General features: G+C 62.1%; 29 protein-coding genes. 15 read left to right on the top strand and 14 right to left on the bottom strand.

Translation table 11 applies throughout. From position 1 onward, the window contains the following. Nucleotides 1-9: 9 nt before the first annotated feature. Nucleotides 10-1,089, bottom strand: a complete 1,080-nt coding sequence (locus QIW53_RS15085; RefSeq protein ID WP_371050416.1) for an endonuclease/exonuclease/phosphatase family protein — start codon at nt 1,087-1,089, stop codon at nt 10-12. Next, nucleotides 1,086-1,763: a YciC family protein gene (locus QIW53_RS15080; RefSeq protein WP_371050415.1), complete on the bottom strand. Its 678-nt coding sequence runs from the start codon at nt 1,761-1,763 to the stop codon at nt 1,086-1,088. The genes QIW53_RS15085 and QIW53_RS15080 overlap by 4 nt, the downstream gene beginning before the upstream one ends. 179 nt (nt 1,764-1,942) lie before the next feature. On the opposite strand from QIW53_RS15080, the gene QIW53_RS15075 reads away from it, so the two are divergent. The 5 genes from QIW53_RS15075 to QIW53_RS15055 all read left to right on the top strand — a co-directional run bounded on the left by QIW53_RS15075 (nt 1,943) and on the right by QIW53_RS15055 (nt 6,511). Further along, nucleotides 1,943-2,686 carry a DUF2076 domain-containing protein gene (locus QIW53_RS15075; RefSeq protein ID WP_371050414.1) on the top strand — a complete coding sequence of 248 codons (744 nt, stop codon included), beginning with the start codon at nt 1,943-1,945 and terminating at the stop codon, nt 2,684-2,686. Between the two features lie 133 nt (nt 2,687-2,819). Further along, entirely contained in the window at nt 2,820-3,299 is a 480-nt protein-coding gene (locus QIW53_RS15070) for a LabA-like NYN domain-containing protein (RefSeq protein ID WP_034148167.1), read from the top strand. A gap of 22 nt (nt 3,300-3,321) precedes the next feature. Next, a complete protein-coding gene (locus QIW53_RS15065) occupies nt 3,322-3,933 on the top strand; it encodes a 3'-5' exonuclease (RefSeq protein ID WP_371050413.1) in 612 nt (203 codons plus the stop codon). A gap of 249 nt (nt 3,934-4,182) precedes the next feature. Then, entirely contained in the window at nt 4,183-5,109 is a 927-nt protein-coding gene (gene yedA / locus QIW53_RS15060) for a drug/metabolite exporter YedA (RefSeq protein WP_371050412.1), read from the top strand. 64 nt (nt 5,110-5,173) lie between these two features. Beyond that, entirely contained in the window at nt 5,174-6,511 is a 1,338-nt protein-coding gene (locus QIW53_RS15055; protein ID WP_371050411.1) for a DEAD/DEAH box helicase, read from the top strand. Between the two features lie 55 nt (nt 6,512-6,566). Here QIW53_RS15055 and QIW53_RS15050 read toward each other — a convergent pair whose 3' ends face one another. Then, a complete protein-coding gene (locus tag QIW53_RS15050) occupies nt 6,567-7,808 on the bottom strand; it encodes a TIGR03862 family flavoprotein (protein WP_371050410.1) in 1,242 nt (413 codons plus the stop codon). Nucleotides 7,809-8,087: 279 nt separating this feature from the next. Continuing rightward, nucleotides 8,088-9,008: a histone deacetylase family protein gene (locus QIW53_RS15045; protein ID WP_371050408.1), complete on the bottom strand. Its 921-nt coding sequence runs from the start codon at nt 9,006-9,008 to the stop codon at nt 8,088-8,090. An 87-nt stretch (nt 9,009-9,095) separates the two neighbouring features. On the opposite strand from QIW53_RS15045, the gene QIW53_RS15040 reads away from it, so the two are divergent. The 3 genes from QIW53_RS15040 (at nt 9,096) to QIW53_RS15030 (ending at nt 11,231) form a co-directional block, all read left to right on the top strand. Continuing rightward, on the top strand, nt 9,096-9,665 hold the full coding sequence (locus tag QIW53_RS15040; protein ID WP_371050407.1) for a GNAT family N-acetyltransferase: 570 nt from the start codon (nt 9,096-9,098) through the stop codon (nt 9,663-9,665). A gap of 106 nt (nt 9,666-9,771) precedes the next feature. Then, nucleotides 9,772-10,641: an acyl-CoA thioesterase II gene (tesB, locus tag QIW53_RS15035; RefSeq protein WP_371050406.1), complete on the top strand. Its 870-nt coding sequence runs from the start codon at nt 9,772-9,774 to the stop codon at nt 10,639-10,641. Further along, the gene (locus QIW53_RS15030; protein ID WP_371050405.1) at nt 10,638-11,231 is read left to right on the top strand and encodes an HAD family hydrolase; all 594 of its coding nucleotides are present in this window, start codon (nt 10,638-10,640) and stop codon (nt 11,229-11,231) included. Before tesB ends, QIW53_RS15030 begins: the two co-directional genes overlap by 4 nt. A 67-nt stretch (nt 11,232-11,298) precedes the next feature. Here the strand turns inward: QIW53_RS15030 and QIW53_RS15025 are convergent, their stop codons facing one another. Both QIW53_RS15025 and ypfJ read right to left on the bottom strand, forming a co-directional pair. Next, complete coding sequence (locus tag QIW53_RS15025; RefSeq protein WP_371050404.1) at nt 11,299-12,258, bottom strand: alpha/beta hydrolase; 960 nt, start codon at nt 12,256-12,258, stop codon at nt 11,299-11,301. After that, on the bottom strand, nt 12,259-13,149 hold the full coding sequence (ypfJ, locus tag QIW53_RS15020) for a KPN_02809 family neutral zinc metallopeptidase (protein WP_371050403.1): 891 nt from the start codon (nt 13,147-13,149) through the stop codon (nt 12,259-12,261). Between the two features lie 280 nt (nt 13,150-13,429). Between ypfJ and QIW53_RS15015 the strand changes: the two genes are divergently transcribed. Beyond that, complete coding sequence (locus QIW53_RS15015) at nt 13,430-14,308, top strand: DMT family transporter (RefSeq protein ID WP_371050402.1); 879 nt, start codon at nt 13,430-13,432, stop codon at nt 14,306-14,308. Nucleotides 14,309-14,364: 56 nt separating this feature from the next. Here QIW53_RS15015 and QIW53_RS15010 read toward each other — a convergent pair whose 3' ends face one another. After that, nucleotides 14,365-15,681 carry an MFS transporter gene (locus QIW53_RS15010; protein ID WP_371050543.1) on the bottom strand — a complete coding sequence of 439 codons (1,317 nt, stop codon included), beginning with the start codon at nt 15,679-15,681 and terminating at the stop codon, nt 14,365-14,367. 294 nt (nt 15,682-15,975) lie between these two features. Here QIW53_RS15010 and quiC point away from each other — a divergent pair, with 294 nt between their 5' ends. Beyond that, the gene (gene quiC / locus QIW53_RS15005) at nt 15,976-17,877 is read left to right on the top strand and encodes a 3-dehydroshikimate dehydratase QuiC (protein WP_371050401.1); all 1,902 of its coding nucleotides are present in this window, start codon (nt 15,976-15,978) and stop codon (nt 17,875-17,877) included. 102 nt (nt 17,878-17,979) lie between these two features. Beyond that, nucleotides 17,980-18,657 (top strand): TetR/AcrR family transcriptional regulator, encoded by a 678-nt coding sequence (locus QIW53_RS15000; RefSeq protein WP_371050399.1) that lies wholly within the window; start codon nt 17,980-17,982, stop codon nt 18,655-18,657. 67 nt (nt 18,658-18,724) lie between these two features. On the opposite strand, the gene QIW53_RS14995 is transcribed toward QIW53_RS15000, so the two are convergent. The 3 genes from QIW53_RS14995 to QIW53_RS14985 all read right to left on the bottom strand — a co-directional run bounded on the left by QIW53_RS14995 (nt 18,725) and on the right by QIW53_RS14985 (nt 21,075). Then, a complete protein-coding gene (locus QIW53_RS14995) occupies nt 18,725-19,579 on the bottom strand; it encodes a shikimate dehydrogenase (RefSeq protein WP_371050398.1) in 855 nt (284 codons plus the stop codon). A 5-nt stretch (nt 19,580-19,584) separates the two neighbouring features. Further along, nucleotides 19,585-20,025 (bottom strand): type II 3-dehydroquinate dehydratase, encoded by a 441-nt coding sequence (gene aroQ, locus QIW53_RS14990; protein ID WP_371050396.1) that lies wholly within the window; start codon nt 20,023-20,025, stop codon nt 19,585-19,587. Between the two features lie 129 nt (nt 20,026-20,154). Continuing rightward, complete coding sequence (locus QIW53_RS14985; RefSeq protein WP_371050394.1) at nt 20,155-21,075, bottom strand: LysR family transcriptional regulator; 921 nt, start codon at nt 21,073-21,075, stop codon at nt 20,155-20,157. A gap of 216 nt (nt 21,076-21,291) precedes the next feature. Here QIW53_RS14985 and QIW53_RS14980 point away from each other — a divergent pair, with 216 nt between their 5' ends. After that, nucleotides 21,292-21,720 (top strand): DUF4160 domain-containing protein, encoded by a 429-nt coding sequence (locus QIW53_RS14980; RefSeq protein WP_371050393.1) that lies wholly within the window; start codon nt 21,292-21,294, stop codon nt 21,718-21,720. Further along, complete coding sequence (locus QIW53_RS14975) at nt 21,717-22,163, top strand: DUF2442 domain-containing protein (RefSeq protein ID WP_371050392.1); 447 nt, start codon at nt 21,717-21,719, stop codon at nt 22,161-22,163. Before QIW53_RS14980 ends, QIW53_RS14975 begins: the two co-directional genes overlap by 4 nt. A gap of 54 nt (nt 22,164-22,217) precedes the next feature. Here QIW53_RS14975 and trmA read toward each other — a convergent pair whose 3' ends face one another. Both trmA and QIW53_RS14965 read right to left on the bottom strand, forming a co-directional pair. Next, a complete protein-coding gene (gene trmA / locus QIW53_RS14970; RefSeq protein WP_371050390.1) occupies nt 22,218-23,297 on the bottom strand; it encodes a tRNA (uridine(54)-C5)-methyltransferase TrmA in 1,080 nt (359 codons plus the stop codon). Next, nucleotides 23,294-24,589, bottom strand: coding sequence for an NCS2 family permease (locus QIW53_RS14965; RefSeq protein ID WP_371050389.1), 1,296 nt, complete (start codon nt 24,587-24,589; stop codon nt 23,294-23,296). Before QIW53_RS14965 ends, trmA begins: the two co-directional genes overlap by 4 nt. A gap of 219 nt (nt 24,590-24,808) precedes the next feature. On the opposite strand from QIW53_RS14965, the gene QIW53_RS14960 reads away from it, so the two are divergent. Together QIW53_RS14960 and QIW53_RS14955 are read left to right on the top strand one after the other, a co-directional pair. Further along, nucleotides 24,809-25,255, top strand: coding sequence for a DUF4879 domain-containing protein (locus tag QIW53_RS14960; RefSeq protein ID WP_371050388.1), 447 nt, complete (start codon nt 24,809-24,811; stop codon nt 25,253-25,255). Nucleotides 25,256-25,321: 66 nt separating this feature from the next. Beyond that, nucleotides 25,322-25,873, top strand: coding sequence for a DJ-1 family glyoxalase III (locus QIW53_RS14955; RefSeq protein ID WP_371050387.1), 552 nt, complete (start codon nt 25,322-25,324; stop codon nt 25,871-25,873). 6 nt (nt 25,874-25,879) lie between these two features. Here the strand turns inward: QIW53_RS14955 and QIW53_RS14950 are convergent, their stop codons facing one another. Next, entirely contained in the window at nt 25,880-26,167 is a 288-nt protein-coding gene (locus QIW53_RS14950) for a HigA family addiction module antitoxin (RefSeq protein ID WP_371050386.1), read from the bottom strand. A gap of 13 nt (nt 26,168-26,180) precedes the next feature. Beyond that, nucleotides 26,181-26,459: a type II toxin-antitoxin system RelE/ParE family toxin gene (locus tag QIW53_RS14945; protein ID WP_371050385.1), complete on the bottom strand. Its 279-nt coding sequence runs from the start codon at nt 26,457-26,459 to the stop codon at nt 26,181-26,183. Nucleotides 26,460-26,588: the final 129 nt, after the last annotated feature.

Genomic DNA, 26,588 nt, shown 5'->3' with positions numbered 1-26,588 from the left:
GGGTTTGGGTCATTGACCTGCCGGCAACAAAAACCGCCCGATCACCGGCAAATGATCGGAAATGCGCAAGGTGTCGTCCTGCCGCACCATCGCTTCGACCCGCTTGATGCGCGGACTGTAGAACAGGTAGTCGACCGTGCGGTCCGGCCCGCTCAATCCCGGGTCGTTCGGGTAATGGGTCAGCCAGCGCGCCCGATCGATCCCGCCGGCTTCGTTGTTGGTGGGGATCATCGGGTACTTGTCCCATAACACATGCAAAGCGCTGTCGGCGGAGTAGGGCGTGCGTTGTTCGGTGGGCAGGCGTCGATACTGGCCCAGGGGCAACAGGTTGAAGTCGCCACCGATCAGCCACGGGGTGCCACGGCTTTCGAACCGGTCGAGGACCTTGGCCACGGCGGTCACCTGGGATTGCAGCGTGTCGTCCGGCTGCACGACGCGATCCAGGTGAGTGTTGAGCACGGCGATCTGGCCACCATCGCTCAGTGGCAGGTAGCTCACCAGCAAGGCGTTTCTGGGTTTGAACTGACGGCTGATGAAGTTGGCTGGCGCGACTGGCAATTGCAGGCGCTCGGCATGCTCGACCTGATAGCGGCTGAGCGTCGCCAGTTGCCGGCCGACGCTGCCGTAGATCGGTGGCAGCGGCACGAAATCGGCTTTCCAGTCGAAGGCATGGGTGCTGCACGGGTACAAGTCGGCGACCCGCTCCTGGAGCAGTTTCAATTGATTCTGGTAGTCGCTGGCCTTGGCGCCGTCGTCGAGTTCCTGCAGCAGCAGGATGTCCGGCTGTTCATCGCGCACCACCCGCGCCACTTCATCGAGACTGAAGGCCATGTCGGCGTCGGTCGGGCCTTGGTCGGGGCCGGCCGCCAGGTCATTCCAGAACACATAGCGTTTGCCCGCCAGGTACTGGATGTTCCAGGTCATGACTTTCAGCGCCTGGCCCGGCACCAGTGTCGGTACCTTGGCGTTGCAAGTGACCGGCAGCACTTCCCGGGCCTCGGGGCGCCAGGTCAGGCTGTAGATCAGCAAGGCGCTCAGACCGATCGCAATCAGCAGGCCGAGCAGGGCGTAGCGCAGCAGACGGGTCATGGTTCAGCCCGGTCGATTTTTTCGGGGGCGTCACTGATCAGCATGAACAAGCGGAACAGCACCACGCTGGTGAACAGTTGCAAAAAGCTGTGGGCGCTGTCGATCAGCAGGGAAAACACCGGGTTCTGCGGCTCCGGGTACACCTGCACGGTCAAGCCCTTGAGCACCCACAACGGCCCCATCACGCACAGGATGCACACCAGAATGCGCAGGAAATGGCCGCGAGTCCGGCGCAGGCTCTCCTTCATCGCCGCCAGTGGCGCCAGGCCGCGCAGCACCAGCAGGTATTCGCCAAAGGCCAGGGCCACCATCAGCCAGATGCCCGGCAGGAAGTACAGCGACAGGCCAAGCAGGATCAGCAGGGTGTTGAGCGCTGTCAGCAGGGCGAAACGCGGCCACAGGTAGGCCGATCTCGACAGCAATTCGCGGGTGCTCGGCGACTCGCCGCGGCTGCGGGCATCGAGGAACAGAATCAGCGCGGCGGTGTACAGCGGATACACCAGCAGGCCGACGATGACACTGATACCGGGAAAACCGTCCGGCTCGGTGGAGCGATCGACCACCTGTTGCAGCAGGGCTTCGACCATCACCAGCGGCAGGCACAGCCGCACGATCTGGCCCAGATTGCGTTTGAAGAAATACAAGGAGTCGCGCAGTACATCGAACGGATTCATCAGTGGCTATCGCAGGTTGAAAGCAGTGGCCCACTTTAACCGATGCAGCGCGTGGGGGCGCAAACGTAAACGTTCAGTAAAGGTTATTGAATCAAGTTGTTTCAGCCTCCATTAAGGTCTTGCCGGTTACTCTCACGGGAGAGCGGCACCGATTTCCCCGGCAATCCAAGAGGTTCGCCATGAACAGCGAAGAACAAACCCTGATCGATGGACTGTTTTCCCGGCTGCAACAGGCCGAAAGGGACGCAGCCCCGCGCGACGCCCAGGCCGAGGCGCGGATCAAGGAGCACCTGACTCGCCAGCCGGCGGCGGGTTACTTCATGACCCAGGCCATTCTGGTGCAGGAGGCTGCGATCAAAAGCCTCGACACGCAGAATCGGCAGCTCGCCGAGCAAGTCCGACAATTACAGGCCGAGCTGCAATCGGCCAAGGCGCAGGGACCCGCCGCGCCGCCGAGCGGTGGTGGTTTCCTGTCGAGTATCTTCGGCGGCGCCTCACGCGACACGCCTGCGCCCAGCGCACCGCCGGTCAGCGGGGGCTGGCGTGAGCCGGGGCGTTCGTCATTCGGCGCCCCTGCACCCCAACAGAATTTCGCTGCACCGCCACCGCCGCCCAACTATGCGCCGCCACCGCCGGCGGGCAGCGGTTTTCTCGGCGGTGCGTTGAAAACCGCTGCCGGTGTCGCGGGTGGCGTAATGCTGGCCCAGGGCATCAGCAGTCTGTTCAGCCATCATCAGCAGCCAGACGTGGTCGAAGTGATTCGCGAAGAGCCGGCGCAGGTCAACGATCAGCACGCTGACAACGGCTGGGGCGATGACCAGCGCGTGGCCGACAACGCCCATGACCAGGGCGGTTACGCCGACACCGACTACAGCGATGACGGCTCGTCGTTCTTTGGTGGCGACGACGATTCCTATGTCTGATCGGTCGATCTGACCTGCCGTTCGTCCGGAGCGCTGCGGCGCTCCGGACCGATTATTCGCGGAACATTCCTCGAGGCTGGCATACTGGGCCACTTTTCGCGCCAGGTGGCTGATTCAGCCTTGAGGAAAACCGGTGAAAAAAATTGCCGTGTTCGCCGATGTCCAAAACCTCTATTACACCGTGCGCCAGGCTTATGGTTGCCACTTCAACTACGCCGCGCTGTGGGCTGATGTCAGCAAACAGGGCGAAATCGTCGAAGCCTACGCCTACGCGATCGATCGCGGTGACAGCAAACAGCAGCAGTTCCAGCAGATCCTGCGCAACCTGGGCTTCACCGTGAAGCTCAAGCCCTACATCCAGCGCAGCGACGGCTCGGCCAAGGGCGACTGGGACGTGGGCATCACCCTCGACATCATGGACGCGGCGGATCACGTCGACGAAGTGGTGCTGGCCTCCGGCGACGGTGATTTCGACATGTTGCTCGAGCGCATCATCAGCAAGCATGGGGTCCAGGCAGTGGCCTATGGCGTACCGGGGCTGACGGCCAATTCGCTGATCCGCGCCGCCAGCCGCTATGTGCCGATCGAAGGTGCCTTGCTGCTCAAGAATTGATTGATACGGAGTTGAAACCGGTTTGGAACGCATTGCAGTCATCGACTTTGAAACCACCGGGATCTCCCCGAGCAGTAGCTGCCGGGCCACGGAAATTGCCGTGGTGATCCTTGAACGGGGGCGCATCGTCGAGCGTTACCAGAGCCTGATGAACGCGGGCGTGCGGGTCCCGGCGTTCATCGAGCAACTGACCGGCATCAGCAACGCCATGCTGCGCAGCGCGCCGCCGGCCGAGCGGGTGATGAACGAGGTCAACGAGTTCGTCGGCACCACACCCCTGCTGGCGCACAACGCCGCGTTCGACCAGAAGTTCTGGGACTTCGAACTGGGGCGGATCAAGCGCACACGCTTGCAGAACTTCGCCTGTTCGCTGTTGCTGGCGCGCCGTCTGATGCCGGCGGCACCGAACCACAAACTCGGCACCCTCACCACCTTCGCCCAACTGCCCCACACCGGCCAGGCTCACCGGGCGATGGCCGACGCCGAGATGGCGGCCAACCTGACCGCGCATCTGGCGGCTGAGCTGCGCGGTACGCACGGTCTGCGCGAACTGTCCCATGATCTGCTGTGCAAGTTGCAGAAAGTGCCGGCGGCGAAGGTGGGGGAGCACCTCAAGCGGTATCGCGAAATCTGAAAGCACCACAACCCCTGTAGGAGCGAGCATGCTCGCGATGGACGACCAGGCACCGCTGGGCACCTGACTGCCCGCGATATCGTTCAGGACCATCGCGAGCATGCTCGCTCCTACAGAAGACGGGGACGGGGGCGGGGTCGTGGCGGGATTTGAAAGTGTACCGGCGCTATAAACAGGTTTTGTAACTTAATTTTACTCGTCGGCCTTTCTAGAATAGCGATTCTTTTGCCCTGCCTGCGAGCTTCTCCCATGTCTGCCCCGCGCCGTTTTCCCTTGCCGTTGATCGCTGCCTTTTTCGCGTTGTACGTGATCTGGGGCTCGACGTACCTGGTGATCCGCATCGGTATCGAGTACTGGCCACCGCTGTTGCTGGCCGGCATTCGTTTCGTGATCGCCGGTTCCCTGATGTACGCGTTCCTGCGCTGGCGTGGGGCTCCGGCGCCGACGTGGGCGCAGTGGAAAGCCGCCGGGATCATCGGGGTGCTGTTGCTCAGTTGCGGCAACGGCGCGGTGAGCGTGGCCGAGCATACCGGCGTGGCTTCCGGGGTGGCCGCGCTGGCGGTGGCCACGGTGCCGCTGTTCACCTTGCTCTGCGGTTACTTCTGGGGCGCGCGCAATACCCGCCTGGAATGGGCCGGGATTGTGCTCGGGCTGATCGGCATCGCGATGTTGAACCTGGGCTCCAACCTGCAATCGAGCCCGCTGGGCGCGATGTTGCTGGTGTTTGCCGCCGCCACTTGGGCGTTCGGTTCGGTCTGGAGCAAACACTTGCCGTTGCCGCAGGGGGCGATGGCCAGTGCCGTGGAAATGCTGGTAGGCGGCGTGGTGCTGTTGATCGGCAGCGCGGTCAGTGGCGAGCACCTGCCGGCCATGCCGCCGCTGGAAGGTTGGGCCGCGTTGGCGTACCTGATCCTCTTCGGCTCGATCATTGCCTTCAACGCCTACATGTATCTGTTGAAGAACGTGCGCCCGGCCGCAGCCACCAGTTATGCCTACGTCAACCCGGCGGTGGCGGTGTTGTTGGGTATCGTATTCGCCGGCGAGAGCATCGGGATCGAGGAAGCGCTGGCAATGCTGGTGATCATCAGTGCCGTGGTGTTGATCGGTTTGCCGCAGTGGCGGCGGGCACCGCCACGACCGGCTGCGGTGGCGCAGGCAGAATCGAGTGTGAATTAGGGTAAACTGCGCGGCATTGCTCCTTGTTTGAACAACTCGCGCTGAATTTTCCTACGGTAATCCCATGACTTTCGCCACCCTTGGCCTGATCGACCCCTTGCTGCGCTCTCTCGAGAAGCTCGGCTACCAGACCCCGACGCCGGTTCAGGCGCAAGCCATTCCGGCGGTGCTGGCCGGTCGTGACCTGATGGCCGCCGCTCAGACCGGCACCGGCAAGACCGCCGGCTTCGCGCTGCCGCTCCTGCAATTGCTGGCCATGGAAGGGCCGAAAGTCACCGCCAACTCGGTACGCGCGCTGATCCTTGTGCCGACCCGCGAGCTCGCCGAGCAGGTCCACGAGGCCGTGCGCCAGTACGCCGAGAACCTGCCGCTGCGCACCTATGCGGTGTACGGCGGTGTCAGCATCAACCCGCAAATGATGAAGCTGCGCGGCGGTGTGGACCTGTTGGTCGCAACGCCGGGCCGCCTGCTCGATCTGTTCCGGCAGAACGCGCTCAAGTTCAACCAGTTGCAGGCCCTGGTGCTGGACGAAGCCGATCGCATGCTCGACCTGGGTTTTTCCGAGGAACTGGCGAACATCTACAAGGCGTTGCCGAAGAAACGTCAGACCCTGTTGTTCTCCGCGACCTTCTCCGACGCGATCCGCGTGCTGGCCGGGCAGATGCTCAACGACCCGCTGAGCATCGAAGTCAGTCCCCGCAACGTGGCGGCCAATACCGTCAAGCAGTGGGTGGTCACGGTGGACAAGAAGCGCAAACCCGAGCTGTTCGTGCACTTGATGCGCAAGGGCAAGTGGAAGCAGGTGCTGGTGTTCGCCAAGACCCGTAACGGGGTGGACGCGCTGGTGGAAAAACTCCAGGGCCTGGGCGTCAACGCCGACGGCATCCATGGCGACAAGCCGCAGGCCACCCGCCAGCGGGCACTGGACCGTTTCAAGGCCAGTGAAGTGCAGATTCTGGTGGCCACCGACGTCGCGGCCCGTGGCCTGGATATCGAAGACCTGCCATTGGTGGTCAATTTCGACTTGCCGATCGTGGCGGAAGACTACATCCACCGCATCGGTCGTACCGGGCGCGCAGGTGCGACCGGCCAGGCCATTTCCCTGGTCTGCGCTGATGAGGTGAACCTGCTGTCGGCCATCGAGACCTTGACCCGTCAGACCTTGCCCCGGCAGATGGAGCAGGACTTCGAGCCCGAGCACCGCGTGCCGGAAACCGATGCCAGCGGCCAGGTGATCAAGAAGCCGAAAAAACCGAAGAAGCCGAAGGCGTCCGGTGGTGGCGGCAAGCGCAATCTCGGCAAGTGGGTGGACAGCGGCGACACCACGCCGGTGGAACCTTCGATCAAGCCCGTGCGCAAAGTGCCGGTGTTCAATACCGGGCCGCGCAAGCGCAAGCCTTGAAGGGACGCGGAGCCTGACAGAGCGTCATCGCCGGCTTGCCGGCGATAGCCGCGCCTCAGCTCTGGCACTTGAGCCACTCCACCATCCCCAACCCCGCCGCTCGCCCACTGGCGAAACACGCGGTCAGCAGGTAGCCACCGGTCGGTGCTTCCCAGTCGAGCATTTCCCCGGCGCAGAACACCCCCGGCAATTGCTTGAGCATCAAGCGTTCATCCATCGATTCGAACTTCACCCCCCCGGCGCTGCTGATGGCTTCGTCCAGTGGACGGGTTTTCACCAGGGTCAGGGGCAGTGCCTTGATTGCCCTCGCCAGCAAGGCCGGGTCGCTGAAGTCTTCGGCGGCGGTCAGTTCGCGCAGCAGTGCCGCCTTCACGCCGTCGATCCCCAACTGACTGTGCAGGTGCTTGGACATCGAGCGTGAGCCCCGGGGTTTGCTCAGGGCGGCCTCAATTTTATCCACAGGCCGGCCCGGCAACAGGTCCAGGTGAACGGTTGCCGCGCCGTGTTGACCGATAGCGTCGCGAATCGGTGCCGACAGCGCGTAGACCAGGCTGCCCTCAACCCCGGTGGCCGTGATGACACATTCGCCGAGCCTTGGAGTGTCGTCATTCAGACCGATGGCAATGTTCTTGAGCGGCGCTCCGGCGAATTTGCTGACCATCAACTCACTCCAGGCCTGCACTTCGAAACCGCAATTGCTGGGTTGCAGCGGCATGAGTTCTACGCCGTGCTGTTCCAGAGGCAGCATCCACGCGCCATCCGAGCCGAGTCGTGACCAGCTGCCGCCGCCCAGGGCCAACAGGGTCGCGTCGGGTCGCAGGGTTTTTTCACCTTCAGGGCTGGCCATGCGTAATGCGCCGCTGTCATTCCAGCCAAGCCAGCGGTGGCGGGTGTGGATAACCACGCCGTTGTCGCGCAGGCGCTTGAGCCAGGCCCGCAGCAGCGGTGCGGCTTTCATGTCGGTGGGGAACACCCTGCCGGAGCTGCCGACGAAGGTTTCGATGCCCAGGTCATGAATCCACTGGCACAGCGCCTCGGCGCCAAAGGCGCGTAGCAATGGAGCGATCTGTGGGGCACGTTCGGCGTAGCGTGAGAGAAACGCCGGATAGGCTTCGGAGTGGGTGATGTTCATGCCGCCAACCCCCGCCAGCAGGAATTTTCGACCCACCGACGGCATGCCGTCGTACAGATCGACCTTGATGCCGGCCAGGCTCAACACCTCCGCGGCCATCAGGCCGGCAGGGCCGCCGCCGATGATGGCGACGCGGGAAGGGGAGGCGGTCGAGGGTTGAGTCATGGCAAGCGCTGCGGTCTGGCTGAACAAGCCGGGCATTCTATCAGTACGCCTTACTGTGGGAGCGGGCTTGCTCGCGAATGCGGTACACCCGCTAAATCAATGCTGAATGACACTACGCATTCGCGAGCAAGCCCGCTCCCACAGGGTTCCTCAATGACTCAAGGCTTGATCAAAAAACAACCACAGCTCTGCAGCCCTTGCCGGGTATGGCCTGCAGGACCTTCCACTCAGGTTATCCACAGGCGGCTCCACAGCCGTTGTGGGTAAAGCATCCACAACTCAGTGACAACCTGATGACGTCCAGACCCGCTGCGCGCTGTGATGGAGGATGCCGTGGCGTCGCGCCAGTGCCTGGCGATCCTTGCTGTAGCCCCCGCCGATCACGCCGACCACGGGAATATCACGCCCCAGGCAATGACGCATCACGCTTTCATCCCTGGCGGCCACGCCTTCGTCTGTCAGCTTCAGGTAGCCGAGCGCGTCATCCTTGTGCACATCGACGCCGGCGTCGTACAGCACCAGATCCGGTTGATACAACGGCAACAGGTAATTGAGTGTGTCGTCGACGATTTTCAGGTACTCGCCATCGCCCATGCCCTTGGGCAGCGGGATGTCCCAGTCGCTTTCGGCTTTGCGTGCAGGAAAGTTCTTTTCGCAGTGCAGGGAAACGGTGATCGCCTCCGGGGTGTTGTGCAGGATGCGAGCGGTGCCGTCGCCTTGGTGCACATCGCAATCGAAGATCAGTACGCGGTTCACTCGGCCACTTTCCAGCAGGTAATGGCTGATCACCGCCAGGTCATTGAAGATGCAGAAACCGGCAGGGTAGTCGTAATGGGCATGGTGCGTGCCGCCCGCCAGATGACAGGCCAGGCCGTGCTCCAGCGCCTGTTCCGCCGCCAGCAACGAGCCGCCCACCGCACGCACCGTACGTCGGGCCAGGGCTTCACTCCAGGGCAGGCCGAGGCGCCGCTGGTCTTCGCGGGACAACTCGCCGCTCATGTAGCGTTCGATATAGGCAGCGTCATGCGCGAGGGCGAGAATCTCCGGCGGGCAGAGTTGCGGACGCAGCAGGTCGGCGTCGCGGGTCAGTCCGCTGTCGACCAGGTGATCGCGCAACAGGCGGAACTTGTCCATGGGAAAGCGATGATCGACGGGGAACTCGGGGCTGTAGTCTTCGTGGTAGATCAGCGGCAATGGCATGACGTATTCATTCAGAACGGCGGGCAGGAATGCAGGAAGGATCCTACCAGCGTTATAGACTGGTGACATGGGAAGGGGGAGCACAGGATGGAGCCAATTCTGGAACTGGAGAGCGCGCGCCTGCTGCTGCGGCAGTGGCGGGACGATGATTTGCCGGCGTTTGCGGCGATGTGCGCCGACCCGCAGGTGATGCGTTATTTCCCGGCGCCCTTGAGTCGGCTGGAAAGCGCTGCGCTGATCGGGCGTGTTCGTGGGCACTTCGCCGAGCACGGTTTCGGACTCTGGGCGCTGGAACGCAAGGACACCGGAGCTTTCATCGGCTTTACCGGGTTGGGCGTAGTCGGTTTCGATGCGCCTTTCACCCCGGCCATCGAGATCGGCTGGCGCCTGGCCCGCGAACACTGGGGCCTGGGTTACGCCAGTGAAGCGGCGTGGACCGCTCTGCGCTGCGGCTTTGACCGGTTGGCGCTGGAAGAGGTGGTGGCCTTCACCAGCGCCGTCAATACGCCATCGGAGAAAGTCATGCAGGCGATCGGCATGCAGCATGATGCGGCGGATGACTTCGAACACCCCAGGCTGGCTCCCGGTCATCCACTGCGCCACCACGTGCTGTACCGCATCAATCGGGAACAATGGCTGCAAACCTTGCATGGCTAAGCCGTCCCGGACGTTTACAATGGCATCCATGATGGCCCCGGCCAGAACCTGAATGGACCGCTGCAGCCAGGACTGCGCGGCATTGCGTTGTGTGAGGAGAGTCCGAATGAGCCACGTGTTGGAAGATCTGGTCGATTTGTTGACCCTGGAACCGATCGAGGAAAACCTGTTCCGTGGCCGCAGCCAGGACCTGGGTTTCCGTCAGCTGTTCGGCGGCCAGGTGCTCGGCCAGTCCCTGTCGGCCGCCAGCCAGACCGTCGAGGAAGCGCGGCACGTGCATTCGATGCACGGTTATTTCCTGCGCCCTGGGGATGCCGGGCTGCCCGTGGTGTATCAGGTCGACCGGGTGCGCGACGGCGGCAGTTTCAGCACGCGTCGGGTGACGGCGATCCAGAAGGGCCAGCCGATTTTCACCTGCAGCGCCTCGTTCCAGTACGACGAAGAAGGGTTTGAGCACCAGCGCGAAATGCCGGTGGTGGTCGGTCCGGAAAACCTGCCCTCGGAACTGGAGCTGACCCAGCAACGGGCGCACCTGATTCCCGAGCACATGCGGGAAAAATTCCTGTGCCCCAAGCCGATAGAATTCCGACCGGTGGCCGGGGACGACCCCTACAACCCCAAGCCTTCCGATCCGGTCAAGTACGTGTGGTTCCGCGCGGACGGCGCCCTGGCGGACTCGCCGGCGCTGCACAAGTATCTGCTGGCCTACGCCTCGGATTTCGGTCTGCTGACCACCTCGCTGCTGCCCCATGGCAAATCGGTGTGGCACAAGGACATGCAGGTTGCCAGCCTCGATCATGCGCTGTGGTTCCATGCAGACCTGCGTGCCGATGACTGGTTGCTGTACGCGATGGACAGTCCGTGGGCGGGCAATTCCCGTGGTTTTTCCCGGGGCAGCGTGTTCAATCGTGCCGGACAACTGGTGGCCTCGGTCACGCAGGAAGGCCTGATTCGCCACCGCAAGGATTGGGCATGAGCCTGACCGAAGTCCGTCATTGGGTGTTCGACATGGACGGCACCCTGACGGTGGCCGTACACGACTTCGCGGCCATTCGTGTGGCCCTGGCGATTCCCGCCGAAGACGACATCCTCACGCACCTGGCGGCGCTGCCGGCCGATGAAGCCGCAGCGAAGCACGCCTGGCTGCTGGAGCATGAACGGGACCTGGCCTTGGGCTCGACACCGGCGCCCGGTGCCGTGGAGCTGGTGCGCGAGCTGGCCGGGCGCGGTTATCGCCTGGGCATCCTCACGCGCAATGCGCGGGAGCTGGCCCATGTGACCTTGCAAGCCATCGGCCTGGCCGACTGTTTTGCCGTGGAAGATGTGCTGGGCCGCGACGAAGCACCGCCCAAGCCACACCCCGGCGGCTTGCTGAAACTGGCCGAAGCCTGGAACGTGCCGGCGAGTGAGATGGTGATGGTCGGCGATTACCGATTCGACCTGGATTGCGGTCGGGCGGCGGGCGCCCGTACGGTTCTGGTCAACCTGCCCGATAACCCTTGGCCGGAATTGACCGATTGGCATGCGGCGGATTGTGCGGTGTTGCGGGAAATGCTGTCGGCTTGAGGGCCGCATCACGAGCAGGCTCGCTCCCACAGTGAATCTTGTGGAAGCGAGCCTGCTCGCGATTCCGTCACTGACCGAACACGGCCTTCTGCCCCTGCGGCGACATCAGCATTTCACCGCCGTCATGCCCGACCCCGGGCACTTCAATCAATTGTTGGTTCAACCCCTGGGGATGACGGCGCTTGAGGTACTCGAAGTAATTGCGCCCGCGAGCCAGCCGGTTTGCGCCCTGGGCCCTGGCTTCGCAACCCTTGTCCAGTGCCGGATGATTCGGGTCGATATCCTGCTGCCCCAACAGATAAACGATGTCGCGCTGAACGTAGTTTTCCTCGAGTTGCGCTGGTGTTTGCCCTTCGGCGTAGCCCGGAAGGTCCGCCAGGCCATATTTCCAGCGGTTGTAATCCGGGCACCCGGCATGACTGAACGCCACGGGCCGGCGCTCGTCGAAGTACGCGTAGGAAGACGGATTGGCGATCACGTAGCGCAAGTGCACGCCGGCTGCCTGGAGCTCTGGTTGGTCGTGGCTCAATAGCGCATACCGCTGAACCACCTGTGCACCGCCGGAGTGTCCGGCGATCACCACGTCCTTTACATCGGGAAACTGTCGGCGGTCAGCGAGCCGGGTGATGATCTGGTCCAGCGCGGCATAGGAACTGAGGGCGAATGGCGCAACGGACAAGCCGCCGGCCATCCAGTCATTGCCTTGCCAACGCAGGACGGTGTCGGCGACCGGATGAAGTGCCACGTCGCTCTCACTGAGAAATTGCGGGGCGATCACCAAGGTATTGGCATCTTGCCCGGCTTGCTGCGCCGCCCGCTCGGCGTTGCGGCGATAGGTTTCGGCATTGCGCAATCGTCCGTGGATGATGATCAGCACGCGTTCGATCTTTGCCGGCGCCGGGCCGATGCCCACCGCCATCTCGCCTTCTTTCAACAGCAGCCGGCCGGAGCTGATCTCCTTGACCTCCTGCTCGACAGCCTGGGAACTTGCACTGGTCAACAACAACATCAACAGCCACTTTTTCATCTACAGGGTTTTCGCCGCAAAGGTATCGCACTGGCCCACCTGGCCTTGCGCAAATCCGGTTTTGAACCAGCGCACCCTTTGCGCTGACGTGCCATGGGTGAACGAGTCCGGCACCACGCGACCCTGACCCTGCTGTTGCAGACGGTCGTCGCCGATGGCATTGGCGGCATTCAGGGCTTCCTCGATGTCGCCGGGTTCCAGCCAGTTCAGGCGTTTCTGCGCATGGTTGGCCCAGACGCCGGCCAGGCAATCGGCTTGCAGCTCCTGGCGCACCAGCAGGCCACCGTCGCCTTCCATTTGCCGGCCCTGCTGGCGGGCGGTCTGAATCTTCGCCGAGACACCGAGCAAGGTTTGCACGTGATGACCGACTTCGTGAGCGATCACGTAGGCCTGGGCAAAGTCGCCAGCGGCGGAAAACCGCTGCGACATCTCCTGGAAGAACGCCATGTCCAGGTACACCTTTTGGTCAGCCGGGCAATAAAATGGGCCGGTCGCCGAGGTGGCCAGGCCGCACGCCGAGTTCACCCGGTTGCTGAACAGCACGAGTGTCGGCTCTTTGTACTGGCGGCCAGCCTGCTGAAAAATCGGTCCCCAGGTGTCTTCGGTATCGCCGAGGATCGAGCGCACGAACTCCGCACCTTCGTCATTGGCCGGTGGGGCTTGGCGGGTCTGCGTCGACGCCGGCACCGATGGGTCGCTCATCTGCCCGGTCAGTTGTCCGAGGATTTGCAGCGGGTCCTGGCCGGTGATCCAGCCGATCCCGACGATCAGAATGATGGCGGTCAGGCTCAGCCCCTTGCCGCCCCCGAAGCGCATTCCGCCACCACCGCCGGTATCATCGCCACGGGCGTCGACCACGTTGTCGCTGCGCCGGCCTTTTCTCCATAGCATGGGGGAATCCTCTGATTGTCCGTGGGATGAGTGTTGCTGGTGAGTGGGAGAGGCGCCAGTCCGGTCGTCCGGCTTTTTTTCCGCCGGGACGCAGGGCGCGTTGTATTGAACGTGGATTCCCGGTCGAATTCCCCAGGGCGCCGGGTTTTTATCTTCGTTCGATAAACGGCTGGAAGATCTGGCCAAAGCGGCCCTGTCACGGTTACGGTATGCGCTGTTGTACGACCTCGCGGGTTCGCAACGCTTTTTGATCTTCGATGTGGGACACAAGGATTACCTGATGACTGTCAGCACCCCGCTTTCCGGTGTCAACCAGCCCTTCAAAGGGATTTTGCTGATCGTCCTTGCTACCTTCCTGTTCTCCAGTCACGACGCCTTGTCGAAATACCTCTCGGGGTTCTACCCGATCGTCATGGTGGTCTGGGCGCGTTATGTGGTGCACACCTTGTTGATGGCGGGGATTTTTCTGCCGCAATCCGGGCTGCGCGTCCTGCGTACCAAACGGCCGTTGCTGCAGTTGATGCGGGCGTTATGCCTGTTGGGGACCAGCCTGTTTTTCACCACCGGCCTGCAGTACATCCCGCTGGCTGAAGCCACGGCGGTCAACTTTCTTGCGCCGGTCCTGGTGACCGCACTGTCGGTGCCGCTGCTGGGGGAACGCGTCACCCGTGGCCAGTGGATTGCGGTGATTTGCGGATTCGTCGGGGTACTGATCATCGTCCACCCCGGCGGCGATCTGTTCACGCCGGCAGTGTTGCTGCCGTTCTGCTCGGCGCTGTTCTTCTGCTTCTATCAGTTGCTGACCCGCAAGCTCAGTGAGATCGACAGCCCGACCACCAGCAACTTTTTCGCCGGCCTGTGCAACACCCTGGTCATGAGTGCGATGGTGCCGTTCTTCTGGCAGATGCCCAGCGTGGGCCATGGCTTGATGATGATCGCGCTGGGCGCCTGCGGGATGACCGCCCACCTGTTCCTCACCCAGGCGTTCCGCCACGCCGCCCCGGCACTGTTGGCGCCGTTCGGCTACTGCCAGATTGTCTTTGCCGGATTGCTGGGCTGGTTGCTGTTTGCCCACACGCCGACCCTGACCACGGTGATCGGGATTGCGGTGATTTGCTGCAGTGGACTGGCGGCGGCCTGGCAGCAGAGCCGTAAATAGAGAGGCAGGGCGCAAGAAAAACTGTGGGAGCGAGCCGGCTCGCTCCCACACGTTGATTACTCGCTGACGTTCGGGATCTTGCGCGGCGCCATGAAGTACATCCAGGTCAGCGCGATGAAATACATCGCCGGAATCAGGGTGAACAGCACGGTGTAGTTATTGTTGGTGACCGTCAGAATGTAGCCGACCAACTGCGTCATGAACATCCCGCCGATCGCTGCGCACATGCCGCCAAAGCCGAACACTGTGCTCATCATGTGTTTGGGCGTGTAGTCCATGACCAGACTCCAGATGTTCGCGGTCCAGGCCTGGTGCGCGCCGATCGCCAGGGAAATGGCCGCCACCGCAACCCACAGACTGCTCGAACCAGCGGCCATGACCACGCCGATGATGCAGCAGGCGAACAGGAACATGGAGATCAACCGCGCCTTGATCGGATTGACGCCACGACCGATCAGGAACGAAGACAGGATGCCGCCGCCAACGCTGCCGAAGTCGGCCGTAAGGTAGATGATGATCAGGGGGATACCCATCTGGGTCACGTTGATCCCCAGGTTGTATTGCTGGTTGAGAAACGGTGGCAGCCAGTACAGGTAGAACCAGAACACCGGCGCGGTCAGGGAGTAGGCGAGGGCGAAGGCCCAGGTGCCGCGCATGCGCAGGATTCGCGAGAAGGGAACGCGGGCCTGCTCCGGCTCGACTTCCTTCTGGATGTAGGAAAGCTCAGCCGGGTTGACGCTCGGGTGATCTTCCGGGTTGAAGTACTTCAAGCCCCAGAACAGCAGCCAGATGCCACCCAGCGCCGCCATGCACAGGAAGGCCGCCTGCCAGCCCCAGGCGTGCAGGATCAGCGGCAGCAGCATGGGGGTGAACATCGCCCCCACGTTGGTCCCGGCATTGAAGATGCCGGTGGCCACGGCGCGCTCGCCCGCCGGGAACCACAAGCGCGTGGTTTTCACGCAGGCCGGGTAGTTGGCGGCTTCTGTCAGCCCGAGGATAAAGCGGTAGACCATGAAGCCGGCTGCCGAGGTGGCCAGGCCATGGGCACCGGTCGCCAGGCTCCAGAGCAGGACGGCGCAGAAGAACACGCGCTTCACGCCGACCCGGTCGATCAGGCGGCCTTGCAGGACGAAACCGATGGCATAGCCGACCTGAAACCAGAAGTTGATGTTGGCGTAATCCATCGCCGTCCAGCTCATTTCCTTGGCCAGGATCGGCTGCATCACACCCAGTGCGGCACGGTCGATGTAATTCAGGGTGGTGGCGAAAAACACCAACGCCAGCATGCCCCAACGGGTTTTGCCGACGGCCATGGCGCCACGGATCTTATCGCCGATGCCGGCGGGGGCAGGGGTCATGGAGGTACGCTCCATGGGAGAGCTTTGAGACGGAGTCATGTAGGCCACCCGATTGTTTTTATGTGGTGTGGTGTGTCGTTATTGACCGAACCCGGTGGCTCGCAACCGGACTCAATGTGGGATCGATGTTGCGCAGTGGACGAAAAATCGTCAATTCGCCGAGGGGCATAGTGTTCGATAATCGCACGAAAAACTAACCGGATAGTACACTTTGAATTGCTCATTGAAAAACGCGGCTGAATAATCGGGTCATTCTTTCAAAAGCGGCGCAAATTCCCTGTAGCCGAAGCCTCCACCGGGAGTCGACCCATGCAACGTTCCATTGCCACCGTGTCCTTGAGCGGTACCCTGCCGGAAAAACTCGAAGCCATTGCCGCCGCCGGTTTCGACGGGGTGGAGATTTTCGAGAATGACCTTCTCTACTACGACGGCAGTCCGCGGGAAATTAAACAGATGTGCGCCGATCTCGGGATCGCCATCACCCTTTTTCAACCGTTTCGGGATTTCGAAGGCTGCCGTCGCGAGCGCCTGCCCCGTAACCTGGAGCGGGCCGAACGCAAGTTCGACCTGATGCAGGAACTGGGCACCGACCTGGTGCTGGTGTGCAGCAATGCTTCGCCCGACTCGGTGGGCGACGAGCAGATCCTCGTCGACGACCTGCGTCTGCTGGCCGAACGCGCCGGGGCTCGCGGCTTGCGCATCGGCTACGAAGCACTGGCCTGGGGGCGGCATGTGAACACGTATCAACAGGTGTGGAACATCGTCCGCCAGGCCGATCACCCGAGCCTGGGTGTACTGCTCGACAGTTTTCACACCTTGTCGCTCAAGGGCGACCCGAGCGCCATTGCCGATATTCCCGGCGAGAAGATTTTCTTCGTGCAAATGGCCGACGCGCCGATCCTGGCCATGGACGTACTGGAGTGGAGTCGGCATTTTCGCTGCTTCCCGGGCCAGGGTGAGTTCGACCTGCCGGGCTTTCTCGCGCCGATCATCCAGAGCGGCTACACCGGGCCGTTGTCGCTGGAGATCTTCAACGACGGCTTCCGGGCCGCGCCACCCCGCGCCAATGCTGCTGACGGCCTGCGCTCGTTGCTGTACCTGGAAGAGAAAACCCGCGAGCGTCTGGCACAGCAAGTCCGGCCCGCGCCGCACGACGACATTCTGTTCGAGACCCCCAAGGCCAGCGAGTACAACGGCATCGAGTTTCTCGAGTTTGCCGTGGACGAGAGCCTTGGGGCCAAGCTGTCCCATTGGCTGGAGCGACTGGGGTTCGTCAAGGCCGGGCAGCATCGCTCCAAAAGCGTGAGCCTGATGCGCCAGGGCGATATCAACCTGATCCTCAACTGCGAGCCCTATTCGTTCGCCCACAGTTTTTTCGAGGCCCACGGTCCGTCGCTCTGCGCCACGGCGGTGCGGGTGCAGGACAGCACCAGCGCACTGGCGCGGGCGGTGGCTTACAGGGGGCAGCCCTATCGCGGGCTGGTCGGCCCCAACGAGCTGGAACTGGCCGCCGTGCGGGCGCCGGATGGCAGCCTGATCTACCTGGTGGACCAGCAGGCCGACGTCTATCACACCGATTTCCATCTGCAACCGGACGCCGTGGCCCGTGGCGGCCTCAAGCGCATCGATCACATGGCGATGGCCTTGCCGGCCGACAGCCTCGACAGCTGGGTGCTGTTCTACAAGAGCCTGCTGGATTTCGAGGCTGACGATGAAGTCGTGCTGCCAGACCCCTACGGGTTGGTGAAGAGCCGGGCCCTGCGCAGCCGTGACAGTTCGATCCGCCTGCCCTTGAACATTTCCGAGAACCGCAACACCGCGATCTCACACGCGCTGTCGAGTTATCGCGGCTCCGGTGTGCATCACATTGCGTTCGACTGCGACGATATCTTCGCCGAAGTCAGCCGCGCCAAGGAGGCGGGCGTACCGTTGCTGGACATCCCGCTCAATTACTACGACGACCTGGCGGCCCGCTTCGATTTCGACGATGAGTTCCTGAGCGAACTGGCCTACTACAACGTGCTGTACGACCGCGACCCCCAGGGGGGCGAGCTGTTTCACGTGTACACCGAACCGTTCGAAGGCCGGTTCTTCTTTGAGATCATCCAGCGCAGGAACGGCTATGCCGGTTACGGCGCGGCCAACGTGGCAGTACGCCTGGCGGCCATGGCCAAGTCCCGTAGCGGTACGATTCGTCAGGCCAAGTTGTAGGAATTTGGTAAGCACGAGGTTAAACCGACGCCGCGCGGCTTCCTTCACTGTGCAGTGCGGCTCATAATCGCCAGCCTGTGCAGTGATGGCCGTGAGCCCACAATGACCTTAATTTCAGAACTCTCCCCAGCGCCCGACGAACCCTTGGCCGAGCCTCGAAAGAGTCGCAAGAACAACCCCGAAAAGACCCGCGAGAACATTCTTCAAGAAGCCATTGTCGAGTTCGTCCAGCAGGGGCTTTCCGGTGCTCGCGTCGATGCGATCGCCGAGCGTATTCACACCTCCAAGCGCATGATCTATTACTACTTCGGCAGCAAGGAGCAGTTGTACGTCGAGGTGCTGGAGAAACTCTACGGCGACATCCGCAGCACCGAAAGCCGCCTGCACCTGGCCGAACTGGCGCCGCAGGAAGCGATTCGGCGGCTGGTCGAGTTCACCTTCGATCACCATGACCGCAATGTCGACTTCGTGCGCATCGTCAGCATCGAGAACATTCACAACGCTGACTATGTGAAGCGTTCCGATGCAATCAAGGCGATGAACAACACCATTCTCGATTCACTGGGGGTGATTCTGCAGCGCGGAGTTGAAGAGGGCGTGTTCCGTCCGGGGCTGCAGCCGTTGGATGTGCACCTGCTGATCAGTTCGTTCTGCTTCTACCGCGTGTCGAACCGCCACACGATCGGTGAGATTTTTCAGATCGAGCTGCCGGAAGAAAGCGTCAAACAGCGTCACCGACAGATGATCTGCGAGTCGGTGTTGCGCTATTTGCAGGCCTGACGGCGTTTACCGGGAGCCGGCTCCCGGTTCCGGCACCCGGTTCCGGCTCCCGGTCCACGGCCCTTGCTCAGCCATTCATGCGCTGAAAATGCGCAAGCATTCGCTGCGCATCCGGCGCCACGCCGCTGAACAATTCAAACGCCTTCACCGCCTGGAACACCGCCATGGTGCCGCCATCCAGCGTCCGGCAACCCAAGGCACGAGCGTGGCGCAGCAACTCGGTTTCCAGCGGAAAGTAAACGATCTCCGCCACCCATAACTGCGGTCGAAGCAGGGCTGCCGGGACCGGCATGCCCGGCAACTTCTGCATGCCCATGGGCGTGGTGTTGACCAGGCCGTCGGCCTGCGCCAGGGTGCCCGGCAGATCGTGCCCGGCCACGGCGCGGTTGGGGCCGAAATGCTGACTGAGGTTGTTCGCCAGGCTCTGGGCACGGCTGGTTTCCACGTCGAAAATACTCAGCCGTTGGACACCTTCGCTCAACAAGGCGTGGGCCACCGCCGCCCCGGCACCTCCGGCGCCCATCTGCACGACACGCTCGAGCGCTGCATCCTTCAAGCCGCGCCGGAAACCCTCGGCGAAACCCAGGCAGTCGGTGTTGTGGCCGATGCGTTTGCCATCCTTCAACACCACCGTGTTTACAGCACCGATGCCCCGAGCTTCGTCGGACAATTCGTCGAGCAGGGGAAGGATCGTCTGCTTGCACGGGTAGGTGATGTTCAGGCCGGTGAAGCCCATCTGCTCGGCCGCCTTCAGCAGGTCGGGTAGGGCCAGGCTGTCGAGTTGCAGTTGATCGAGGTCAATCAGGCGATACAGGTAGCGCAAGCCTTGGGCATCGCCCTCCTGCTCATGCAGCGCGGGCGTGCGCGAAGCCTGGATGCCGGCGCCGATCAGGCCAGCCAGTACTGCATTGTGGCGAGTCATGGCGTTCATCCTTTCAGGCGCAGGCTGAAATGCTCCAGCGCCAGCCGATAACCGTGGCTGCCGAACCCGGCCATCACCGCTGTGGCAATCGCAGAAACGAAGGAATGGTGGCGGAAAGGTTCGCGCGCGTGGACGTTCGACAAGTGCACTTCGATGACCGGCAATTCGCTTGCAACCAGAGCGTCGCGAATCGCGACCGAGGTGTGCGTCCAGGCCGCAGGGTTGATCACGATCCCGGCACAGCGGCCGCGGGCGGCGTGAATCCAGTCGAGCAGTTCGCCTTCATGGTTGGTCTGGCGAAACTCCACCGCCAGGCTGAATTCCTCGGCGGCATGTGCGCACAAGGCTGAAATATCCGCCAGGGTCTCATGGCCGTAGGTGCCCGGCTCCCGGGTGCCCAGCAGGTTGAGGTTCGGGCCGTTGAGCACCTGAACGATCGGTTTCATCGGGTCTCTCCACTTTTTATTGTTGGATGGGCTGAGGTTCAGCCTGTGGAGATAAAATGTACCAGTCGGTTAATTTGGTCAATTGAAGTGGCGTGGACCCGGCCTATTGTGTTCGGTGATCGGACGGTTTCAGGGTTTCAAGCGAGGTAGCTGCTCAAGCAGAAAATCGATGAACGCTCGTAACCGCAATGGCATGTGCCGGCTCTGCGGGTAGAGCAGGGTGAACGGGCGCGAGCGTCCACCGAAGGGTTCGAGGACTTGAACCAGCGAGCCGTCGGCCAACTCCTTTTCGACGATGAAGCGATAGGTCTGAAACAGGCCGGCGCCGTGTTTGGCCAGGGTTACCCCGCCCAGCACGTCGTCGGAGCAACTGAGATTGCCCTCGGCAAGAATCTCGCGCTGCTCGCCGTTGTCGTTAAACAGCCAGGCGATGCGCCGGCCGCTGCTGGGCAACTCGTACTGGATGCATTCGTGCTGCTTGAGGTCGTCCAGGGTTTGCGGGGTGCCTGCGCGTTTGAGGTATTCGGGCGTGGCAATCAGGACCAGTTCCGCCTCTTCAAGTTGTCGGGCAATCAGCCCCGAATCCGGGATCGCCCGCACGCGAATGGCCATGTCATAGCCTTCGCCGACAAAGTCGATGTTGCGATTGCTGATGTGCGCCTCGACTTTCACCTGGGGAAACCGCTGCCGAAAAGCCGGTAACAGCGGCAGGATCCGGTGATGGGCGTAGGTCGTCGGGATACTGACGCGCAAGGTCCCGGACGGCTCCTGCTGCTGGCCCATCACTTCGCGCTGCGCTTCGACCAGTTGCGCCAGCGCTTGCCGGCATTCCTCGTAATACCGGCGCCCGCTGTCGGTCAGTTTCACGCTGCGCGTGGTGCGCGCGAACAACCTGACGCCCAGGCGCTCCTCCATGCGCGACACCGAACGACTCACCGCTGCCGGCGTGACGCCCGCCACCAGTGCCGCAGCGGTGAAGCTGCCGGCTTCGGCGGCCAGGCAAAACAGTTCGATGCTGCCGAGCTGAAGATCGTCGAATGTGCGCTGCATGATTGATTACACCGGGGATCAAATGAAAAGGGCTGACGCCGTATTTATCAAATTATAGAAAGGATTGCTTACCATTTTTGCCCTCAGGTGGGCGGCTCTCGGCCCTTCCCACGGCTAGCCTTGATCACGGACACCCGAATGGGAATCTGCACCGGCTATCGGATTATTCAAGGAATGACGAGCAAGTATGCTCATTAACCTAACGGATGGGTTAGCATGAAATTGTTCCAGTACAAAGGTCTTTCAGTCGTCATCCTGCTGCGTGATGAACACTGTCCGCCTCATGTCCATGTCAATGCCGGAGCCTGGAGCGCGCGCTTTCGATTCAGTTTCTGGCACAACGATGTGGAGCTATGGGATGTGGTCCCTCACTCAACGCGCCCGCCGCTGGCCGTCCTGGAAGGATTACGCGATGGACTTGAGCAACCCTTCAACCTGCGTCGTGCCCGGCGCATCTGGTGGGGCAAGTTGCGCACAGTTTGTCTGGATCACCAGATCTGGAACGGGCAAACCCATGAAGTCGTCGCGATCAAACGGGTCGCCAGTATCACTCACATGATTTATTCGGCTCGTTACGACCCCGCAGCCAACAAGACCCTGTTGTCGCTGATAGGCGACTCGCAGGGTGTGGAGATTCGATTATGACAACGATACAAGCAAAAAAAGGCGCAGGCCGGCCTGTCACCGAGGCTGTGCTGGAAAAGGCCATCCGGCGCGGTCAGCACCGTCAGAAAAAAACCTTCGAGGCGACTTCGGTGGCGTTCATTGAACCATGTCTGGCGGTGTGCTTCATCGATGGTGCCGGAGTGCTGCTACCTGTGAGGCAGTACCCGGAATTCGATGACTTCGCGGTCGAGGATTACGCTGATCTCACCGTTGGCCATGCCGGCACCGCGCTCTGTCATGAGGGCAAGGATCTGCACATCTCCATCGCCGGAATGATTTCCGCGAATAAACCGTTAATGGATATGGCGGCCTCGCTCATCGCTTCGCGCAACGGCCGCCAGAGCAGCGCCGCCAAGGCCGAGGCTGCCAGGGAGAATGGCCGCAAGGGCGGGCGCCCGCGCAAAACCGAAACCCCCGAATGACCGGGCACAAAAAAGCCGTCGTACTGACGGCTGTTTTGTAAGGGAGGGCTGCGCTTAACGCCGGGTCAGCAGCACGCCGGATTCCATGTGGTGGGTCCACGGGAACTGGTCGAACATTGCACAGCGGGTGATGCGATGGGTGTCATGCAACTGGGCGATGTTGGCGGCCAGAGTCTGCGGGTTGCAGGAGATGTACAGGATGTTGTCGAAGCGTCGGGTCAGCTCGCAGGTGTCCGGGTCCATCCCTGCACGGGGCGGGTCAACGAACACGCTGCCGAACTCGTAGCTCTTGAGGTCGATGCCGTGCAGGCGACGGAACGGACGCACTTCATTCAGGGCTTCGGTCAGCTCTTCGGCGGACAGGCGCACCAGCGTGACGTTATCCACCGCGTTTTCGCCGAGGTTGCTCAGGGCTGCGTTGACCGACGTCTTGCTGATCTCGGTGGCCAGCACCTTGCGCACGCGAGTAGCGAGGGGCAGCGTGAAGTTGCCGTTGCCGCAATACAGTTCCAGCAAATCGTCGGTGCGCTCGCCCAGCGCATCGTAGGCCCAGTTGAGCATCTTCTGGTTCACGGTGCCGTTGGGCTGGGTGAATGCGCCCTCCGGTTGGCGGTAGCTGAAGGTGCGACCACCGACTTCAAGTTTTTCGACCACGTAATCGTGACCGATCACTTCACGCTTGCCCTTGGAGCGACCGATCACGCTGACGTTCAGGTCCGCTGCCAGCTTCGAAGCCGCTGCATGCCAGTGTTCATCCAGCGGGCGGTGATAGCACAGGGTGATCATCGCGTCGCCGGCCAGGGTGGTCAGGAACTCCACCTGAAACAGCTTGTGGCTCAGGGCCGCGCTGGCTTGCCAGGCGGCTTTGAGCTTTGGCATCAATTCGTTGATGCGCAGGCTGGCAATCGGGAACTCTTCGATCAGGATCGGCGTGCGTTTGTCTTCCTGGGAAAACATCGCGTAATGGCGCTCACCGGCTTCGCGCCACAGGCGGAACTCGGCACGCAGGCGGAAGTTCTTCAGCGGCGAATCGAAGACCACGGGCTCTGGCGCATCGAACGGAGCCAGCAGGTCGCGCAGGCGCGCCACCTTTTCTTCAAGCTGGACGGTGTAAGCCTGGGAATCAAAAGTCATGCGTTGAACCAACCCAACTTGATCACGAACAGAATCGACAGAATCACCAGCGCCGCGTTCAGTTCACGGCCACGACCGGACAGCAGTTTGATTGCCGTCCAGGCGATGAAACCGAAAGCGATGCCGTTGGCGATGGAGTAAGTGAACGGCATGGCCAGGGCGGTGACCACCACGGGAGCGGCCACGGTAATGTCTTCCCAGTCTATTTCGGCCAGACCGGATGTCATCAGCACGGCGACGAACAGCAGCGCCGGCGCGGTCGCGAAGGCTGGAACGCTGGCGGCCAGTGGCGAGAAGAACAGCGCCAGCAGGAACAGGATCGCCACTACGATCGCCGTCAGGCCGGTGCGACCACCGGCGCTCACGCCGGCTGCGGATTCGATGTAGCTGGTGGTGGTCGACGTACCCAGCAGCGAACCGGCCATGGCGGCCGTGCTGTCGGCAATCAGCGCACGCCCCATCTTCGGCATGTGGCCGTCCTTGCCCATCAGGCCGGCACGCTTGGCGACGCCGATCAGGGTGCCCGAGTTGTCGAACAGGTCGACGAACAGGAACGCGAAGATCACGCTGACCAGGCCGATGTCCAGTGCACCCTTGATGTCCAGTTGCAGGAAGGTTGGCGCCAGCGAGGGTGGCATGGACGTCACGCCACCGAACGGGGTGAAGCCCATCAGGATCGAGACGATGGTGACCGCCAGGATGCCGATCAGCACGGCACCGCGCACCGCCAGCGCTTCCAGGCCGACGATCAGGGCAAAACCGAGGGTGGCCAGGATCGGAGCCGGTTGCTTCAGGTCGCCCAAACCGACCATGGTCGCCGGGTTGCTGACCACGATGCCGGCGTTGTGCAAGGCGATCAGCGCCAGGAACAGGCCGATACCGGCGGCAATCGCCGAGCGCAGCGGCAACGGGATGCTGTTGATGATCCATTCCCGGATGCGGAAGATCGACAGCAGAAAGAACAGCACCGCCGAGATGAACACCGCGCCGAGCGCCACTTGCCAGGTATGGCCCATGTGCAGGACCACGGTGTAGGTGAAGAAAGCGTTCAGGCCCATGCCGGGCGCGAGGGCGATCGGGTAGTTGGCGATCAGGCCCATGACCGTGGAGCCGATGGCGGCGGCCAGGCAGGTCGCGACGAACACCGCGCCCTTGTCCATGCCAGTCTCGCCGAGAATGCTCGGGTTGACGAACAGAATGTAGGCCATGGCCAGGAAAGTCGTGACGCCCGCAAGAATTTCGGTGCGCACGTTGGTGTTGTGTGCCTTGAGTTGAAACAGCCTTTCCAGCATGTCTGCTCCCCGTGGCGCGCCCGGCGCCGTGAATGTATCGACCTCAACAGCAAAGCACAGACCGCTGCAGGCGCCTGGAATTTTCTGTGGGTCGGAAAAAGCCGCGCATCATACCAGCAGCGTGGCGCCATGGCTGCTAATGGCAGTGATCGTCGTCGATGTTTTGCGTTAAAGCCAAGTGCGCCATACTGCGCGCTGGTTTTGGGGATGGGGAACGGCATGAACAAGTATCTGTTGAGCGCATTCGCAGCCGGGTGGATGCTGGCGCTTGGAACACAGGGCGCCATGGCGGCATCGGCGGCACCGCTGAGCCAGGTCAAGGTGCTCAAGGTCGAATCGCCGGCCTGTGGTTTCGAAAGCATTGACGAGGGGCAGCAGAGAACTCAATGCGATCACAGCGGGCCGAACATCAAGGTGTATGTGCTGGAAGTCGGCTATGGCCGCGCAGCGCACGCCGGGCTCGACGGCTTCGACGTGAATGGCACGCGCACCCCGGTCTGTGCCTACGACAATGGCAACCTGACCGAATGCAGTCCCGGCAAGAAAACCGTGGGTTACCTGTATGTCTTTGATCTGGCCGGCAAACAGGAAGGCACGTTCACCTTCAGCAACACGTCGATCAACGCTCCGCGCAACACGCTGTCGACGCAGCTTTACATCAGGTAATGATGGGTTCGAACAAGCGTCAGGAAAGCTGACTACGCTTCAAGGATAATTTTGTGGATGGCCCCTATGACCTTTAGAGCCCTGATTCCCCTTGCCGAGGGTATCGATGACCTGCAAGCCGTGACCCTGATCGATGTATTGCGCCGCGCTCAGGTGGAAGTAGTGGTGGCCAGTATCGAGGGTCGCCGCATGCTCACTTGCGCCCGTGGAACACGCGTCACGGCCGACGGCATGCTGGTGGATGTGCTGGCCCAGACATTCGACCTGATCGCCTTGCCCGGCGGTGCCGTCGGCGCGCAGCACCTGGCGGCCCATCAGCCCCTGCAGCAATTGCTCAAGGACCAGGCGGCGGCCGGTCGACTGTTCGCCGGCATCGCCGAAGCCCCGGCCCTGGCGCTGCAAGCCAGTGGAGTCCTGCGTCAGCGGCGCATGACCTGCCTGCCCTCGGCCAGTCATCAACTGTCAGGCTGCAACTTCGTCGATCAAGCGGTGGTGGTCGATGGCAACTGCGTCACCGCCCAAGGCTCGGGAGGCGCGCTGACGTTCGCCCTGACGCTGGTGGAGCACCTGTGCGGCAAGGCCACGCGGGCGGCGGTGGCTGGGGATTTACTGGTCTGAAACCCGTCAGGCGGGGACCGCAAAAGGGGTAATCACCGGCTGCTCCCGTCGCTCTGCGTGCCAGAGGTCGTAATCGGTTTGAACCCCCAGCCACATTCGAGCCTTGCCAATTCCTGCCCTCTCGAGACGCACCGCCAGGTCTGGACTGATCGGCGCATGGCCGTGCAGTACCCGGGAGAGGTGAGGCCGTGCGAACCCCAAGTGTCGTGCCAGTTCTGTCACGCTGATGCCCAGGTCAGGCAGTACGTCCTTTAACAGTGTTTCGCCGGGGTGGGGCGGATTGTGCAAGGGCATGTCCTGCCTCCTGTCAGTGATAGTCCAGATAATCGACCAGCTCGATGTCCGAGCCCATAAAACGGAAAATGATCCGCCAGTTTCCCGAAACGCTCATCGACCAGTATTCGTTCAACTCACCTTTGAGTGGATGCAATCGCCATCCCGGCAGGTCGAGGTCTCCAGGAACCACCGCGCGGTCCATGAACTGCAGCATCCGCGAAAGGCGCTTCGCATGGTCGGCGCGGATTCCACGTGTCGAGCCCGTCTCATAGAAGCCACGAAGGCCTTTGTGCTGAAAGGATTTGATCATGCCGCGAGTGTAAGGCGATACATTACACCGAGTGCGTTAACTATGTATTGCATCTGGTCGGCATTTTTGTGTTTGCCGCGGTCCCCCGATCCCCTCTCCATCAATCCCTTTGAACACCCCCGCACCCCT

The organism is Pseudomonas fluorescens (assembly GCF_041354075.1).
GTDB lineage: Bacteria > Pseudomonadota > Gammaproteobacteria > Pseudomonadales > Pseudomonadaceae > Aquipseudomonas > Aquipseudomonas fluorescens_CE.
This window is presented reverse-complemented; position numbering and strand designations above follow the sequence as displayed.

Bases quoted from the DNA above. Each gene is read 5' to 3' on its own strand.
- QIW53_RS15085 (WP_371050416.1), bottom strand. From the start codon at position 1,089: ATGACCCGTCTGCTGCGCTACGCCCTGCTCGGCCTGCTGATTGCGATC.
- QIW53_RS15080 (WP_371050415.1), bottom strand. From the start codon at position 1,763: ATGAATCCGTTCGATGTACTGCGCGACTCCTTGTATTTCTTCAAACGC.
- QIW53_RS15075 (WP_371050414.1), top strand. From the start codon at position 1,943: ATGAACAGCGAAGAACAAACCCTGATCGATGGACTGTTTTCCCGGCTG.
- yedA (WP_371050412.1), top strand. From the start codon at position 4,183: ATGTCTGCCCCGCGCCGTTTTCCCTTGCCGTTGATCGCTGCCTTTTTC.
- QIW53_RS15055 (WP_371050411.1), top strand. From the start codon at position 5,174: ATGACTTTCGCCACCCTTGGCCTGATCGACCCCTTGCTGCGCTCTCTC.
- QIW53_RS15050 (WP_371050410.1), bottom strand. From the start codon at position 7,808: ATGACTCAACCCTCGACCGCCTCCCCTTCCCGCGTCGCCATCATCGGC.
- QIW53_RS15045 (WP_371050408.1), bottom strand. From the start codon at position 9,008: ATGCCATTGCCGCTGATCTACCACGAAGACTACAGCCCCGAGTTCCCC.
- QIW53_RS15040 (WP_371050407.1), top strand. From the start codon at position 9,096: ATGGAGCCAATTCTGGAACTGGAGAGCGCGCGCCTGCTGCTGCGGCAG.
- tesB (WP_371050406.1), top strand. From the start codon at position 9,772: ATGAGCCACGTGTTGGAAGATCTGGTCGATTTGTTGACCCTGGAACCG.
- QIW53_RS15030 (WP_371050405.1), top strand. From the start codon at position 10,638: ATGAGCCTGACCGAAGTCCGTCATTGGGTGTTCGACATGGACGGCACC.
- QIW53_RS15025 (WP_371050404.1), bottom strand. From the start codon at position 12,258: ATGAAAAAGTGGCTGTTGATGTTGTTGTTGACCAGTGCAAGTTCCCAG.
- ypfJ (WP_371050403.1), bottom strand. From the start codon at position 13,149: ATGCTATGGAGAAAAGGCCGGCGCAGCGACAACGTGGTCGACGCCCGT.
- QIW53_RS15015 (WP_371050402.1), top strand. From the start codon at position 13,430: ATGACTGTCAGCACCCCGCTTTCCGGTGTCAACCAGCCCTTCAAAGGG.
- QIW53_RS15010 (WP_371050543.1), bottom strand. From the start codon at position 15,681: ATGGAGCGTACCTCCATGACCCCTGCCCCCGCCGGCATCGGCGATAAG.
- quiC (WP_371050401.1), top strand. From the start codon at position 15,976: ATGCAACGTTCCATTGCCACCGTGTCCTTGAGCGGTACCCTGCCGGAA.
- QIW53_RS15000 (WP_371050399.1), top strand. From the start codon at position 17,980: ATGACCTTAATTTCAGAACTCTCCCCAGCGCCCGACGAACCCTTGGCC.
- QIW53_RS14995 (WP_371050398.1), bottom strand. From the start codon at position 19,579: ATGACTCGCCACAATGCAGTACTGGCTGGCCTGATCGGCGCCGGCATC.
- aroQ (WP_371050396.1), bottom strand. From the start codon at position 20,025: ATGAAACCGATCGTTCAGGTGCTCAACGGCCCGAACCTCAACCTGCTG.
- QIW53_RS14985 (WP_371050394.1), bottom strand. From the start codon at position 21,075: ATGCAGCGCACATTCGACGATCTTCAGCTCGGCAGCATCGAACTGTTT.
- QIW53_RS14980 (WP_371050393.1), top strand. From the start codon at position 21,292: ATGAAATTGTTCCAGTACAAAGGTCTTTCAGTCGTCATCCTGCTGCGT.
- QIW53_RS14975 (WP_371050392.1), top strand. From the start codon at position 21,717: ATGACAACGATACAAGCAAAAAAAGGCGCAGGCCGGCCTGTCACCGAG.
- trmA (WP_371050390.1), bottom strand. From the start codon at position 23,297: ATGACTTTTGATTCCCAGGCTTACACCGTCCAGCTTGAAGAAAAGGTG.
- QIW53_RS14965 (WP_371050389.1), bottom strand. From the start codon at position 24,589: ATGCTGGAAAGGCTGTTTCAACTCAAGGCACACAACACCAACGTGCGC.
- QIW53_RS14960 (WP_371050388.1), top strand. From the start codon at position 24,809: ATGAACAAGTATCTGTTGAGCGCATTCGCAGCCGGGTGGATGCTGGCG.
- QIW53_RS14955 (WP_371050387.1), top strand. From the start codon at position 25,322: ATGACCTTTAGAGCCCTGATTCCCCTTGCCGAGGGTATCGATGACCTG.
- QIW53_RS14950 (WP_371050386.1), bottom strand. From the start codon at position 26,167: ATGCCCTTGCACAATCCGCCCCACCCCGGCGAAACACTGTTAAAGGAC.
- QIW53_RS14945 (WP_371050385.1), bottom strand. From the start codon at position 26,459: ATGATCAAATCCTTTCAGCACAAAGGCCTTCGTGGCTTCTATGAGACG.